Origin of the sequence: Blastomonas sp. SL216, from assembly GCA_026625625.1 — a bacterium.
In the GTDB taxonomy this organism is placed as follows: Bacteria; Pseudomonadota; Alphaproteobacteria; order Sphingomonadales; family Sphingomonadaceae; genus Blastomonas.
Genome location: CP113055.1, coordinates 2,375,154 through 2,389,445 on the forward strand (window position 1 = coordinate 2,375,154; position 14,292 = coordinate 2,389,445).

Sequence of the window (14,292 nt, forward strand, 5' to 3'; positions counted from 1 at the left end):
CATCTCCGCATTCCGGCCGCTTATTGACCGACGCCCATTTCGGTCAGCAGGCGCTGTGCGCCATCGACCTTGTCCATCGTCCACAGCATGAAGCGGCTGTCGACATGGATGGTGCGGTTGATCGCGGCATCATAGGACCAGTCGGACACCACGCCATCCAGCGTGCCATCGAACGCCAGCCCCACGAATTCGCCGCGCGCATTGAGCGTGGCCGATCCGGAATTGCCGTTGGTAATATCGACGGTGGACAGATAGTTGACCGGCAGCGTGCCCAGCTTGGCATCGGCATAGCTGCCGAAATCACGCGCCTTGAGCTTGTCGATGGCGGCCTTGGGCGCGTCGAACTCACCGCGTCCGGTCTGCTTGGCGACCAGGCCTTCGGCGGTGGTGAACGGCGTCCAGATCAGGCCATCGCGCTGCTTGCCCGTGACCTTGCCATAGGTGAAGCGCAGCGAGCCATTGGCATCGGGATAGAGCGCGCGGCCCTGTTCCTTGGCAAAGGCGAGCTGCCCCGCCATCACCGCCGAGCGCGCGGCCTGCACGCGGCCTGCCCGTTCCTTGGCCTTGTCCTCATCGGCCTTCTGGCCCGGATAGGCGGCAACCGCGAGCTGGATGAACGGATCGGTCGAGGCTTCGAACTCGGAGGCAGGCTTGTCCATCCAGCCGATCCGCTCAGCGGTCTTGCCCAGCTGCGTATCGGCATAGAGCCGGTCCATGCCGATCGAGGCGATCTTCGCTTCGAGCGGCGCGTTGCGCTTTTCTCCGGCGACCTTGGCATATTCGCCCAGCGCCTGTTCGAGCAGCACGCGGTCCACACCGGCATCAAAGCGCCGCTCAACCTGGGTCAGCCGCTCGCGCATCGTCAGGCGGTCGCGGTCCTGATAGCCCGGTTCGCGCTGGGCATCGGGCTTTTCGCGCTCCTTGGCCCAGCGATAGAGCAGCTGCGCCGAGGTCAGCAGCTGCGCGCGGTTGATCGTGGCGAGGCGCAGGCTGTCCACCCGCGCCTGGTTCGATTCCGCGACCAGCGCGTCGAGGTCGGTCAAGGCCTTGCCATATTGCGCGGTGCGCGCCGGATCCGCCGCGACCCAGGCGCGGAAATCGGCATCGGCCTTGTCCTTGCGGCCCAGCAGGTCGATGGCATCGGCCCCCGCGATCTCACCCAGCAGCTTCTTCTTGTAATTGTCCGATCCCTTGAGGATCGACGCGTATTTGATCTCGGCGTCCTTGTTGCCCTTCACCGCCTTTTCGATCGCGGCGGAATAATCCGCGCGCAGCTGCTGGTCGATCGCATAGACCTGTTCGAAATTGTGGCGCACTTCTGCTGCCGTCCAGTGGCGCTGCGTCACGCCGGGGAAGCCCGCGACCATGACGAAATCGCCTTCCTGCAGCGGCTTGTCGGCAATCTTGAGCCAAGACTTGGGCTTGTAGGGCACATTGTCCTTGGAATAGGGAGCCGACGCGCCATCGGGCGCGACATAGGCGCGGTAGAAGCCGAAATCGCCGGTGTGGCGCGGCCACTGCCAGTTATCGGTCTCACCACCGAAATTGCCGATGCCGCCAGCAGGCGCATAGACCAGGCGCACATCCTTGATCTCGAGCTGCTGCTGCAGGAAATAGGTCTGCCCGCCGAAATAGGGACGAACATCGCAGCGGCGATTGGCCTGCTTTTCGCATTCGGAAATCAGCGCCTTGCGGTTCGCCTCCAGCCGGTTGTAGCGATCAAGCCCCGAAAGCTTGGCTGTCACGCCCTTGTTCATTGCTGCGGTCACATCGCGCAGATCCTCGATCACATAGATGCGCGATCCGGGTGCCGCCTGCAGTTCATCGGCATAGCTTTTGGCAAGGAAACCATCGGTCAGATAGTCCTGGCCCGGCTTGGAATTATACTGGATCGACCCGTAGACGCAGTGGTGATTGGTCGCGACCAGGCCTTCAGGGCTGACGAACGAGGCCGAACAGCCGCCCAGCGAAACGATGGCATTGAGCGGCGCAGCCTTCAGATTGCCGAGATCAGCCGGCGACAGTTCCAGCCCCGCCTCTTTCAGCTTGTCTCCCAGGGCCGGCGTCTGGCCGGGCAGCCACATGCCCTCTTCGGCCAGGACAGGGGCAGACATCAGCAAGGCGGTAGAGGCAAGCAACAGGGAAAAGCGCATCAGGAAACTCCGCAACGGGGCCAGGATCTGGAAGGCCGTCCAGATAGACCGGCTCCAGAAGCGGAGCAAGCGTGGACGTCCGTGGCTGAGCACGGCGTGAATACCGCAGGTGGAAAAGGCGCTGCAACCGGGCCTCGCCCGACTCGATTCGCGAATCATCGCTAGCGTTCTGGCGCCAAGTTGATTCACAGTATCCGGCTAGTAGAAATACGATCCAGATCATCGTTCTGATCACATACCGGATATTAACGCTCACAACCCGCAGGTTAACGTTATCCGTCCACCACTGTAACAGGCTGGTAACCTGGCCTTCAGCACGAGCCTTTACGCGCGATTAAAACCAAGATTTTATTGCGTAATTTCAAGGTTGGCCGGAATGCCGCCCCGCATGACCCGTTCGCCTTGCCAGGCCCACCCGTCATCAGGGTTATGGTTCTTCCACCGTTAACCAATATTTGACGAAGAAAGACGTAAAACTTCGTCAAGTTCCGGGGGGAAAAGACCATGCACAAAACGCTAAATGTTGGCAGCTCCGCCAATATCCAGAACGCGGGTTCGCTAAGAGACGAGCTTCTGGCTGCGTTGGTTGAGTGTGAAAGGGTCACGCTCGACATATCGCAACTGCAGGATGTGGACCTGTCCTTCTTCCAGACTGTGTATTCGGCGCATGTCCATGCGTCCAAGTGCGGCAAGTCGGTCGATTTCAACCCGGATGCGCATGAGCAGCTGGCCGCCACGCTGGCCCGGGCCGGGCTGGCTGATCTGCTGCCCACCGCCAATCTCAATTCCTGGCTCCATGGAGGACCTTCGCAGTGACGGCTTCGATCCTGACAGTTGATGATTCATCCAGCCTGCGCATGGCGATCCGCATCGCATTGAGCGGTGCAGGTTATGACGTGAGCGAGGCTGTGGACGGGCTGGATGGCCTGAACAAGGCCAGGGCTGGCAAGTTCGACATGATCATCGCCGATCTCAACATGCCCAATATGAACGGGCTGGAGATGATCCGCGAGATCCGCAAGCTGCCGATCCAGACCGGCACGCCCATCATCTTCCTCACCACCGAATCCGACGAAGCGATGAAGCAGGAGGCGCGCGCCGCCGGTGCCACCGGCTGGCTGGTCAAGCCGTTCGTACCCGATCAGCTGCTGCGCATCGCGGCCAAGGTGCTCGGCCGATGACCGCGCAGGACCCGATCGCAGCGTTCCGGGTCGAGGCGGGCGAGCTGCTGGGCGATATCGAACAGGCATTGCTCGACCTGTCGCACGATCTGGGCAGCCGCGATCTGGTCGACAGCGTCTTTCGCGGGTTTCACACGCTCAAGGGTTCGGGCGCGATGTTCGGCTTCGATGCGCTGGCCGCCTTTACCCATCATTGCGAGACCGCCTTTGACCGCGTTCGCAAGGGCCAGGTTCCGGCCACCGAAGAACTTGTCGCGGTCATCCTTTCGGCGATGGATCACATGCAGGCGCTGGTCGATGGCGACGGCTCTGGCCTGGATGCCACCGGCGACGAGATTCTCGGCCGCCTGCACCAGGCGATCGGCGCGGCCGATACCGCAGGCGCAGCTGACACCGACAATCGCGCGGAAGACGCGATAGCCTCCGCCGCATCCTCGCCCGCAAGCGCGGGCTGGACCATTACCTTCCGCCTTCCCGCCAACTGCATGACCAACGGCACCAACCCTCTGGTGCTGCTGGACGAGCTGAGGGCATTGGGCGATGCGAAGGTCACCGCGCAGACCGACCGTATCCCTTCGCTGGACGAACTGGATGCCAGCCAATGCCATCTCGGCTGGCAGGTCGAGCTGCGCGGTGATGTTTCGCGCGCAGATATCGAGGATGTGTTCATCTTCGTGATGGACGACATGGAGCTGGATGTCGCGCCGCTGGAAATCGATGCCTGCGAAGCGGAGATTGCGGCCAGCGACGACGTCGCCCCGCAGATCGCAACGCCGGCGGTGCAGGTCGCTGCTGCCGAGCCCGGCAAGGCCCGCCCCGCCAACTCCCCCGCCAACAGCCCGGCCAAGGCGCAGGAAAGCGTCCGCGTTCCCGCCGAGCGGCTCGACGTATTGATGGACCGGGTGGGTGAGCTGGTGATCGTCCAGAGCCGCCTTGCCCAGCTTTCCAGCCAGGGCGTGCGCGGACCTGCGGGCGAACTGGCGCTGCGTTCGGTCGCAGAGGATATCGAGCGGCTGGCCAGCGAGCTGCGCGACACGATGATGGTGCTGCGCATGGTTCCGGTCGCCAGCCTGTTCGGCCGCTTCCGTCGGCTGGTGCACGATCTGGCGCGCGAGACCGGCAAGACCATCGAGCTTTCGACCCATGGCGAGACCACCGAAGTCGACAAGACGGTGATCGAGCGGCTGGCCGATCCGATGGTGCACCTGATCCGCAACGCCTGCGACCACGGCCTTGAAACGCCCGAGGACCGCGTGGCTGCAGGCAAGAGCGAAGCTGGCCATGTCACGCTATCGGCGCATCAGGCCGGCGGCGAGGTGCTGATCACCATTCGCGATGACGGCCGCGGCATCAACCGCGAGCGTGTCCGCGCCAAGGCTGAGGCGCAGGGGCTGATCGAGCCCGGCGCGCAGATCAGCGATTCCGAACTGCTCCACATGATCTTCCACCCCGGCTTTTCCACCGCCGCGCAGGTCACCAACCTGTCGGGCCGCGGGGTCGGCATGGACGTGGTCAAGCGCACGATCGAAAGCCTGCGCGGCACGATCGACATCACGTCGAACCCCGGCGAGGGATCGACCGTGGTGCTGCGCATCCCGCTGACCCTGGCGATCATCGAAGGCCTGCTCGTGCGCGTCGGCGAGGGTTGCTATGTCATCCCGCTGGCCGTGGTCGAGGAATGCATTGAGCTGAGCCTGGAAGAGGACATGCGCTCGCGCGGGCGCAGCTTCATCACGCTGCGCGACCGGCTGGTGCCCTTTATCCGCCTGCGCGAGATGTTCGACACCGGTACCCGGCCCGATCCGCACCAGAAGATCGTCGTCATCGCCACCGGCGGCGAGCGCGTCGGGCTGGTGGTCGATCAGATCATCGGCAGCCACCAGACCGTCATCAAGTCCATGTCGCCGCTGCATCGCGATGTCGCGACCTTTGCCGGGGCCACGATCCTGGGCGATGGCAGCGTCGCCCTGATCCTCGACGCGGTCCAGCTCGTCGCCCTTGGCCAGCTTCAGGAGGAGCGGCTGCGCGCCGCCGGATAAGCCCATGCAGGACACACTCACCCCGATATCTGCCGCCAACTGGGACGCCGAAGGCCAGCTTGAAGTGCTGACCTTCGATCTGGCCGGCGAAACCTTTGCGGTCGAAGCGATGCTGGTCCGCGAAATCCTCGACCTGCTGCCCGAAACGATGGTGCCCGGTGCATCGCCGCTGGTGCGCAGCGTCGTCAACTTTCGCGGCAAGATCATCCCCATTGCCGATCTGCGGCTGGCGTTCGACATGACCGCCGCCGAAAACACCATCGACAGCCGCATCATCGTCATCGAGATCGCCATCGACGGCGAACCCACCCAGATCGGCATCCGCACCGACAAGGTGCACGAGGTGACCACGCTGCGCCAGGCCGACAGCGAAAAGCCGCCCGTCGTCGGCATGCGCTGGCGCCGCGCGTTCATCCACGAACTCGTCAGGCAGCCAGCCGGCATCGTCGTGCTGCCGAATCTTACCGCCATCTTCAATTGCCAGTCTCCGGAGGGCGTTGCCCAACTTTCCACTGTTTCCAGCTAGAGCGAGTTCAAGCCCATGCGCCCCTATGTCTCCCTGAAGTCGAGTTCACATTTCGACCATGCCACCGAAGAGGTCCGCCGCGTTACGCGCGCCATGGCCGCAGGCGACAGCGGAGCGCGAGCGGACGCAATGAGCGCGACCGGAGGCGCGCGGGACATGCTGCTCGCCGTCAACGAGCTGCTCGATGCGGCAGGCCAGCCCGCGCATGCGCTGCGCACCGGGGTCGAGCATGTGCTCGCCGAACATGCCCGGGGCGATATCGACGTCGCGCTGCGTCCGACCGATTATCCGGGCGAATATGCCATCATTGCGCACAAGGTGAACGAACTGGTCGACAGCCATATCGCGGTCAAGAAGAGCGCGATGGCCTGCGTCAAGGAATTTGCGAGCGGCAATTTCGATATCCCGTTCGCGCAGCTTCCCGGCAAGAAGGCGTTCATCAACGACATCATCGAACAGCTGCGCGGCAACCTGCGCGGGCTGATCCACGAGATGAACCAGATGTCGGCCGAGCATGATCGCGGCGATATCGACGTGTTCGTCCCGGTCGCCAAGTTCGAGGGCGATTTCGCCCGGATGGCCGAGGGCATCAACCTGATGGTCGCCAACCATATCTCCGCCAAGAAAAAGGCGATGGCCTGCATCCAGCAGTTCGGCGAAGGCAATTTCAACGCGCCGATGGAACAGCTGCCCGGCAAGAAGGCGTTCATCAACGACACCATCGAACTGCTGCGCGCCAATTTCCAGGCGATCATCGGCGAAATCCAGCGCCTGATCGATGCCTCTGCCGCAGGGCAGCTGCAGGAACGCGGCAATGCCGGCGACTTCCCGGGTGATTTCGGCCGCGTCGTCCATTCGATCAACGGCATGCTCGATGCCATTCTGGACCCGATCGCCGAGGGCAACCGCGTGCTCGACCTGGTCAGCACCGGTGCGCTGACCGAGCGGGTGGAAATCGCGTGCGAAGGCGATCACCGCCGCATGAAGGATTCGATCAACAACCTGATCGACAGCCTGACCGGCTTTGCCGCGAACGTCACAGACGCTGCAGCACAGGTCGCTTCGGGCAGCCAGGAACTCTCATCGAGCTCCGAACAGGTCTCGCAAGGCGCGTCCGAACAGGCTGCTGCCGCTGAACAGGCTTCTGCGGCGATGGAAGAGATGGCCGCCAACATCAAGCAGAATGCCGACAATGCTGCGCAGACCGAAAAGATCGCGCGCCAGTCCGCCAAGGACGCCGAAATGAGCGGCGATGCCGTCAACAAGGCCGTCGGCGCCATGCAGATGATCGCCGACAAGATCGGGATCGTCCAGGAAATCGCCCGCCAGACCGATCTGCTCGCGCTGAACGCAGCGGTCGAGGCGGCACGCGCCGGCGAACATGGCCGCGGCTTTGCGGTGGTGGCATCGGAAGTGCGCAAGCTTGCCGAGCGCAGCCAGGGTGCCGCTGCCGAGATCAGCTCGGTCTCTTCGGAAACCGTCAAGGCCGCTGCTGAAGCCGGTGAAATGCTGAGCAAGCTGGTCCCCGATATCCGCCGGACCGCAGAGCTGGTATCCGAGATCAGCGCCGCCTGCCGCGAACAGGATATCGGCAGCGAACAGATCAACGAGGCGATCCAGCAGCTCGACCAGGTCACGCAGCAGAATGCCAGCGCGTCCGAACAGATCAGCAGCACGTCCGAGGAACTGGCCAGCCAGGCCGAGGAACTGCAGAGCACGATCGCGTTCTTCCAGCTGGATGAGCGGGACGCACGCCACGCCAGGCCCGGCGCGCCGCGACCTGCGGTGAGCAAATCTCCCAGGCCAGTGACGAAGGCTTCAAAGCCCGCCAAGCCTGCGGCTGCCAAGCCGAAGCCCCATAGCTTGGCGCACCAGCAAGAGCGGGTGAAAGGCTTCGCGCTCGACCTGGAACGCGGTGTCGCGGACGATGACGATGCCGATTTCGGAGCTGCGGCCTGACCCGGCCCACGCTCCAGACAGTTCCAAGTTTCTGTAGTTCAATCGATTTTCCATCATCGGTGGCATGGGCCCGAGCGCCCTAGCCATAGCAACTGAAGTGAGACCTGACCCATGCGTGCTACCATCAAGGCAAAACTGGCGGGCGCATTCGCCTTCGTGCTTCTGATCACCGGCATTATCGGCATTTTCGGCATCACGAACATGTCGAGCATCAACGACAAGTCGACCGAGCTGGCGACCAACTGGATGCCGAGCATCGACAGCATCCACCGGATCAACACCGCGACGTCGGACCTGCGCGTCATGCAATATACGCATGTCGTTTCGACCGACCCTGCCGTGATGCGCGAGGCCGAGGGTCAGATCGACACGGTGCTCAGCGATATCAGCACCCAGCGCGCCCGTTATGAAAAGCTGATCTCTTCGGATGAGGAGCGGCAGATCTATCAGAGCTTCGAGGGCAAGTTCGCCCGGTACCTGAAGGTCAGCGATCGCTTCATCAATCTGTCGCGCAACAACCAGAATGTGGAAGCTGCGGCGACATTGGCTGACAGCAAGGGCCTGTACGACGATTTCTCCGCCGATCTGCTGAAGCTGGTCAAGCTGAACACCGAAGGCGGCAAAAAGGCCAGCGCCGAAGGCGATGTTGCCTATGCCGATGCCCGCAACCTGTTCATCGCGCTGCTGGTCATCGCCGTTGTCGCCGGCATTGCCGCCGCCGTCTGGATTTCGCTGACCATCTCGCGCGGCCTGAAGAACGTGAGCGTCGCCATCGACGCGGTCGCCATCGGTGACCTCGACAAGGACGTCGTCGTCACCAGCAATGACGAGATCAAGGACCTGGTCGATACCGTCAACCGCATGACCGCGAACCTGCGCCAGACCGCAGCCCTGGCCGAAACCATCGCACATGGCGACCTGACCGTGCAGCACACCGCGCTGTCCGATCAGGACAAGCTGGGCCACGCGCTGATCGCGATGGTCGAACGGCTGCGCATCGTGGTTGGCGATACCACTGCGGCCATCGGCAATGTCGCCGCCGGCAGCCAGGAACTGTCGTCCAGCTCCGAACAGGTGTCGCAGGGCGCCACCGAACAGGCCGCCGCTGCCGAACAGGCCTCGGCCTCGATGGAAGAGATGGCCGCCAACATCAAGCAGAACGCTGACAATGCCGCGCAGACCGAAAAGATCGCGCGCCAGTCCGCCAAGGATGCCGATATCAGCGGCCAGGCGGTCAACAAGGCCGTCGGCGCCATGCAGATGATCGCCGAGAAGATCGGCATCGTCCAGGAGATCGCCCGCCAGACCGATCTGCTCGCGCTGAACGCGGCGGTCGAGGCAGCTCGCGCCGGCGAACATGGTCGCGGCTTTGCGGTGGTCGCATCCGAAGTGCGCAAGCTTGCCGAGCGCAGCCAGGGTGCCGCCGCCGAGATCAGCTCGGTCTCCTCTGAAACCGTCAAGGCTGCTGCCGAAGCCGGTGAAATGCTGGGCAAGCTGGTCCCCGATATCCGCCGGACCGCCGAACTGGTGTCCGAGATCAGCGCCGCCTGCCGCGAACAGGATATCGGCACCGCGCAGATCAACGAAGCGATCCAGCAGCTCGACAAGGTCACGCAGCAGAATGCCAGCGCCTCCGAGCAGATCAGCAGCACGTCCGAGGAACTGGCCAGCCAGGCCGAGGAACTGCAGCAGACGATCGCGTTCTTCCGCGTCGATGCGAACGGCCATGGGCGCGCGACCCAGAGCTTCAGCCGCCCGGCTGCAGCACCCAAGCGCGCGACGAAGCCCGCAGCAAAGCCCTCTGCCTCCAAGCCGAAGCCGCAGTCCGTGGCGCATCAGCAGGAGCGGGTGAAGGGCTTTGCCCTCGATCTGGAACGTGGCGGCGTTGATGACGACGACGCAGATTTTGGACAGGCAGCATGAGCACCCAGGCTGAAATTCAGGTGGTCGAATTCGGGATCGGCGAAGAAGTCTTCGCCGTCCCGGTAGGCCTGGTCAGGGAAATCCTCGATCACAAGCCGCCGTTTCAGGTGCCCAACGGCCCCGAATATTTCCTGGGCCTGACCGATGTGCGTGGCCAGGGCGTGCCCACGGTGGACCTGCGTGTCCGCCTGGGCCTGCCCGCCGCCGAACCGACGCTGTCGACCCGCATCCTGATCCTCGACATTCCGCTGGCCGACCGCATGCTGTCGCTGGGGGTTGTCATCGACAAGGTGCTGTCGGTGGCCACGATCGAAACCGCCCGCATCGAGAACGCTCCCGATATCGGGGTCCGCTGGAAGTCGGATTATATCACTGGCGTCGTGCGCAACGAGGGCGGATTTGTCGTGATCATCGACGTCGCCAGCATCTTTACCGCAGATGAGGCCCATCTGCTTACCCCGGTCGCAAAGGTCGCCTGATCATGGCAGCAGCTACGGCAAGAATGGTCGCGCCGATTTCGGACACCATCAGCCCCCAGCATTTTCGGGCGCTGGCGGCGCTGATCTACAGCGCGACGGGCATCCGCATGCCCCCATCCAAGACCACGATGCTGGAAGGGCGGCTGCGGCGGCGCGTGCGCGACAATGGCTATCGCAGCATCGCCGATTATTGCGCGCATATCCTGAGCGGCGATGTCTCGCAGGCGGAGATGGACGATTTTCTGAATGCGGTGACCACCAACAAGACGGACTTCTTCCGCGAGCGCAATCATTTCGATTTCCTGGTCTCTGACATCCTGCCGCAATATCAGGAGCGCGGGCAGCGCATGCTGCGGTGCTGGAGCGCGGCGAGTTCGAACGGGGCAGAACCCTATACGCTGGCGATGGTGCTGGACGATTACGCCCAGAGCCATGGTGGCCCCGATTACGAGATCCTGGCTACCGACCTCGATACCGAGATGCTGCAGACCGGCGTCAAGGGCATCTACCCTGCCGAGATGCTGGAGCCGGTGCCAGCCGCCCTGCGCCGCCGCTATGTGATGGAGCCCAGGGACCCCAGCCGCCGCGAGGTGCGCATTGCCGCTGCCTTGCGCAAGAAGGTCAGCTTTGGCCGGCTCAACCTGATGAGCGACCGTTATGCGATCGGCAATCCGGTGGACATCATCTTCTGCCGCAACGTGCTGATCTATTTCGACAAGCCGACCCAGCACAAAGTCGTAACCCGTTTGTGCGAACAGCTTCGTCCGGGCGGCTTTCTGCTGCTGGGCCATTCCGAATCCATCGCTGGCTTCAGCGGACAGCTGAAAACTGTCTGCAACACGGTCTTCCAGAAGGTGTAACCGCTCATGGTGCGTCCCAAGATCCGCGTGCTCATCATCGATGACAGCGCCAGCGTGCGCCAGACGCTTACGGCCGTGCTGCAGGAAGATCCCGAGATCGAGGTGATCGCCGCCGCATCGGACCCGTTTGCCGCGGCCCGTTACATCAAGGACGAGGTCCCCGACGTCATCACGCTCGACGTCGAGATGCCGCGCATGGATGGCATCACCTTCCTGCGCAAGATCATGGAACAATGCCCGGTGCCGGTGGTGATGTGCTCGTCGCTGACCGAAGAGGGCTCCGAAACGCTGATGCAGGCGCTGGAGGCCGGCGCGGTCGACATCATCTGCAAGCCGCGCATGGGCGTGGCCGACCATCTGGCAGAATCGCGCATGATGATCCGCGAGACGGTCAAGGGCGCGGCCAGGGCCCGGGTCAGCGGACGCAAGGCGGCGCCCCAGCCCCGCAAGGTCGAAGCCAAGCTGACAGCCGACGCGATGCTGATGCCGCCTTCGGGCCGCGCGATGAGCCGCACGACCGAGATGGTCGTGTGCATCGGTGCCTCGACCGGCGGCACCGAGGCGCTGCGCGAGGTGCTGATGGCACTGCCCGCCAATTCGCCCGGCATCGTCATTGTCCAGCACATGCCGGAGAATTTCACCCGCGCCTTTGCCAAGCGGCTCGACGGTCTGTGCAATGTCAGCGTCAAGGAAGCGCAGGACGGCGATACGGTGATGCGCGGCCATGTGCTGATTGCGCCGGGCGGCAAGCACACGCTGCTCGAACGCCAGGGCGCGCGCTATCTCGTCTCGGTGCGCGAAGGCCCGCTGGTCTCGCGCCACCGTCCCTCGGTCGATGTGCTGTTCCGCTCTGCCGCGCGCAGTGCCGGATCGAACGCGGTCGGCATCATCATGACCGGCATGGGCGATGACGGCGCGCGCGGTCTGCTCGAGATGAAACAGTGCGGAGCGCGCACCTTTGCGCAGGACGAGGCGAGCTGCATCGTCTTCGGCATGCCCAAAGAGGCCATCGCCCGCGATGCCGCCGACAAGGTGATCCCGCTGGGCGCGATCGCCCGCGAACTGCTCCACGCCACGGCCCGCTGAACAAGGACCAGGACAGCCATGCTGCATGCCAGAATCAGCGCCAGCGACACCGGCCAGGACGGCGCGGGCACCATCAGCGTGCTGCTCGGCCAGATCACCCAGGGCATCGACGCGCGCTTCGTGACCGTCGGCAACACGCTGGCAGAGGCGGTGCGTTCGATCGACGGCATCGTCACGGCGCTGCGCGATGCGACCTCGACCTTCCAGTCGGGCGATGGTGCCACGGCGGTGACCAACCTCACCACCGCGGCCCGCCGCCTGTCGAATGTCGGCGAGCAGACCCAGAGCCGCGCCGGCGAGATCGGCGAGATCCAGCTGGCCGCGCGGCGGCTGTCGAGCTTTCTCGACGAGGTGCAGAAGTCGCTGCACGTGCTGCACATTTTCGGCCTCAACGTGAAGATCGCCGCATCGGGCGCAGAGACTTTTGTCGATTTCGCCAACACCATGTCGGGCCAGCTGGGCGCCGGCGAGGCAGAGGTCAGCGCGCTCAAGACCAAGCTTGACGAGCTGCGGGTGAGCCTGCGCAGCATGGAGCATAACGACCGGCTGCTGGCGAGCGAGTGCCAGCGCGTCGTCCCGCATGTGCCCGACCGTCTGGAAGCCGACGCAGCGGCGCTGCGCCGTCACCAGGGCATGCTGGCCGAGCTGGCCGAAAAGACCTCTGCGCTGGCGCGCTCGATCCAGGCCAATGTGGCAGGCGTGCTCGGTGCGATCCAGGTGGGCGATATCGCCCGGCAGCGGCTGGAACATGTGCTGGCCGGTTATCTCGATGCGCATGCGACGCTGGCGGCAGCGGGGCTTTCGGCCGAGGACGAGGCGGCGTGCCGCGACCATCTGCTGCGGCTGCTGCTGGCGCACACCGCCTCCACCGCGCAGGAGTTCCGCACCGAAACCCGCGCGCTGGTCACCTCGCTGCGCGGGCTGGTGCCCGAAGCCAACCGGCTGATCGCTCTCAGCAAGGGCGGCGGATCGGAGGACGGCCAGGTCTTCCTCCGCAGCCTGGAGGCCGGGATTGCCGAAGCCAATGCGATGATCACCCAGCTGCGCCTGGCCGATGTCCAGGCGGCCGAGACGCTGCGCATCATCGTCGATACGGTCGACGACCTGTCGGGACGCGCCGCCGCGATGCGCATCCTGCGCATCGAGGTGCAGCAGATGGCGATCAATATCGGGCTGAAATGCCGCCGTGTCGAAGCGATCGGTCGTCCTGTCTCGGTCATCGCCAACGAAATCCGCGCCAGTTCCGACAGCCTGGACCAGACGATCAAGCAGATCACGGCAGAGGCGACCACGCTGGGCGAAGTGTCGCTGCGCATGCGCGAACATGCCGATACGCATGAAGAGCAGGACAGCGACGGCCTGGCCCGCTCGCTCAATGCGATCCGCGAAGGCGCACAGCGCACCGAACAGGCGATGGCGGTATCCAAGGACATGGCGAGCGGCCTGCTCGGCGCGCTGCGTTCCACCACCGACGAGCTGGAAGAAAGCCTCGACCTCGGCAATGCGCTCGAGCGGATCGAGCAACTGCTCACCATGGAAATCGGATGCGACACGCCCCTGCCGCTCGACGGCCGCAACGACCAGCCCGCGCGCGACGTCATGGAACGGCTCGCCCGCGCCTATACCATGGCCAGCGAGCGCCTTGTCCATGACGACTTCCTGCTGCCCGGCATGACCAGGCTGATCAGCAATACAACCCCTGCCGCACCCGCCACAGGCGGCTATGCGGACGACGATGACGCGCTGTTCGACGACGCACTCTTCTGAGCCTGGCCGCCGGAGGCCAGCTTCGGGGGAAGCTGGCGGCGATCAGGATCAACTGGCCGGGGGGCCATAGCTGGGGCACCGATCGGGGGATCGGTGAATATCGGGGTTGGGACAGCGTGCATGCCATCGCACGCAGTCCCGACCCCACCCCGGTCGTCGATACCATGCATCGGCAATACGGGATTCCGCCGGTGACCCACCGGTGTCATACTTTGCCATTTCTTATGGGCTGGCCGCAAATCGGATTAGAGATGCCAGCGCGGGTGTTGCAAGCTGCTCTCAACAGGGTTCCCAGCAGAGGGACCGCCATTGGGGAGAT

The 14,292-nt window shown here is 64.0% G+C and carries 11 protein-coding genes; 10 read left to right on the forward strand and 1 reads right to left on the reverse strand.

Annotated features, from left to right (window positions below; all coding sequences use genetic code 11):
• Positions 1–20: 20 nt before the first annotated feature.
• A complete protein-coding gene (locus OU999_11185) occupies positions 21–2,153 on the reverse strand; it encodes a S46 family peptidase (protein WAC22323.1) in 2,133 nt (710 codons plus the stop codon).
• Between the two features lie 504 nt (positions 2,154–2,657).
• On the opposite strand from OU999_11185, the gene OU999_11190 reads away from it, so the two are divergent.
• The 10 genes from OU999_11190 to OU999_11235 all read left to right on the forward strand — a co-directional run bounded on the left by OU999_11190 (position 2,658) and on the right by OU999_11235 (position 13,973).
• Positions 2,658–2,969, forward strand: a complete 312-nt coding sequence (locus OU999_11190; GenBank protein ID WAC22324.1) for an STAS domain-containing protein — start codon at positions 2,658–2,660, stop codon at positions 2,967–2,969.
• On the forward strand, positions 2,966–3,334 hold the full coding sequence (locus OU999_11195) for a response regulator (protein WAC22325.1): 369 nt from the start codon (positions 2,966–2,968) through the stop codon (positions 3,332–3,334). Before OU999_11190 ends, OU999_11195 begins: the two co-directional genes overlap by 4 nt.
• Complete coding sequence (locus OU999_11200) at positions 3,331–5,373, forward strand: chemotaxis protein CheA (protein WAC22326.1); 2,043 nt, start codon at positions 3,331–3,333, stop codon at positions 5,371–5,373. The genes OU999_11195 and OU999_11200 overlap by 4 nt, the downstream gene beginning before the upstream one ends.
• 4 nt (positions 5,374–5,377) lie before the next feature.
• Positions 5,378–5,899: a chemotaxis protein CheW gene (locus OU999_11205; protein WAC22327.1), complete on the forward strand. Its 522-nt coding sequence runs from the start codon at positions 5,378–5,380 to the stop codon at positions 5,897–5,899.
• A 129-nt stretch (positions 5,900–6,028) separates the two neighbouring features.
• Complete coding sequence (locus OU999_11210; protein WAC22328.1) at positions 6,029–7,858, forward strand: methyl-accepting chemotaxis protein; 1,830 nt, start codon at positions 6,029–6,031, stop codon at positions 7,856–7,858.
• A gap of 111 nt (positions 7,859–7,969) precedes the next feature.
• Positions 7,970–9,781: an MCP four helix bundle domain-containing protein gene (locus OU999_11215; protein WAC22329.1), complete on the forward strand. Its 1,812-nt coding sequence runs from the start codon at positions 7,970–7,972 to the stop codon at positions 9,779–9,781.
• Positions 9,778–10,260: a chemotaxis protein CheW gene (locus OU999_11220; protein ID WAC22330.1), complete on the forward strand. Its 483-nt coding sequence runs from the start codon at positions 9,778–9,780 to the stop codon at positions 10,258–10,260. Before OU999_11215 ends, OU999_11220 begins: the two co-directional genes overlap by 4 nt.
• 2 nt (positions 10,261–10,262) lie before the next feature.
• Positions 10,263–11,120, forward strand: a complete 858-nt coding sequence (locus tag OU999_11225; GenBank protein WAC22331.1) for a chemotaxis protein CheR — start codon at positions 10,263–10,265, stop codon at positions 11,118–11,120.
• Positions 11,121–11,126: 6 nt separating this feature from the next.
• A complete protein-coding gene (locus OU999_11230) occupies positions 11,127–12,206 on the forward strand; it encodes a chemotaxis response regulator protein-glutamate methylesterase (protein WAC22332.1) in 1,080 nt (359 codons plus the stop codon).
• A gap of 18 nt (positions 12,207–12,224) precedes the next feature.
• Positions 12,225–13,973 carry a hypothetical protein gene (locus tag OU999_11235; GenBank protein ID WAC22333.1) on the forward strand — a complete coding sequence of 583 codons (1,749 nt, stop codon included), beginning with the start codon at positions 12,225–12,227 and terminating at the stop codon, positions 13,971–13,973.
• The last annotated feature ends 319 nt before the right edge of the window (positions 13,974–14,292 follow it).

What these genes read in the sequence shown, in the direction of transcription:
- OU999_11205 (WAC22327.1), top strand. Translation starts at nt 5,378, where the DNA reads ATGCAGGACACACTCACCCCGATATCTGCCGCCAACTGGGACGCCGAA.
- OU999_11185 (WAC22323.1), bottom strand. Translation starts at nt 2,153, where the DNA reads ATGCGCTTTTCCCTGTTGCTTGCCTCTACCGCCTTGCTGATGTCTGCC.
- OU999_11225 (WAC22331.1), top strand. Translation starts at nt 10,263, where the DNA reads ATGGCAGCAGCTACGGCAAGAATGGTCGCGCCGATTTCGGACACCATC.
- OU999_11200 (WAC22326.1), top strand. Translation starts at nt 3,331, where the DNA reads ATGACCGCGCAGGACCCGATCGCAGCGTTCCGGGTCGAGGCGGGCGAG.
- OU999_11210 (WAC22328.1), top strand. Translation starts at nt 6,029, where the DNA reads ATGAGCGCGACCGGAGGCGCGCGGGACATGCTGCTCGCCGTCAACGAG.
- OU999_11235 (WAC22333.1), top strand. Translation starts at nt 12,225, where the DNA reads ATGCTGCATGCCAGAATCAGCGCCAGCGACACCGGCCAGGACGGCGCG.
- OU999_11220 (WAC22330.1), top strand. Translation starts at nt 9,778, where the DNA reads ATGAGCACCCAGGCTGAAATTCAGGTGGTCGAATTCGGGATCGGCGAA.
- OU999_11190 (WAC22324.1), top strand. Translation starts at nt 2,658, where the DNA reads ATGCACAAAACGCTAAATGTTGGCAGCTCCGCCAATATCCAGAACGCG.
- OU999_11230 (WAC22332.1), top strand. Translation starts at nt 11,127, where the DNA reads ATGGTGCGTCCCAAGATCCGCGTGCTCATCATCGATGACAGCGCCAGC.
- OU999_11215 (WAC22329.1), top strand. Translation starts at nt 7,970, where the DNA reads ATGCGTGCTACCATCAAGGCAAAACTGGCGGGCGCATTCGCCTTCGTG.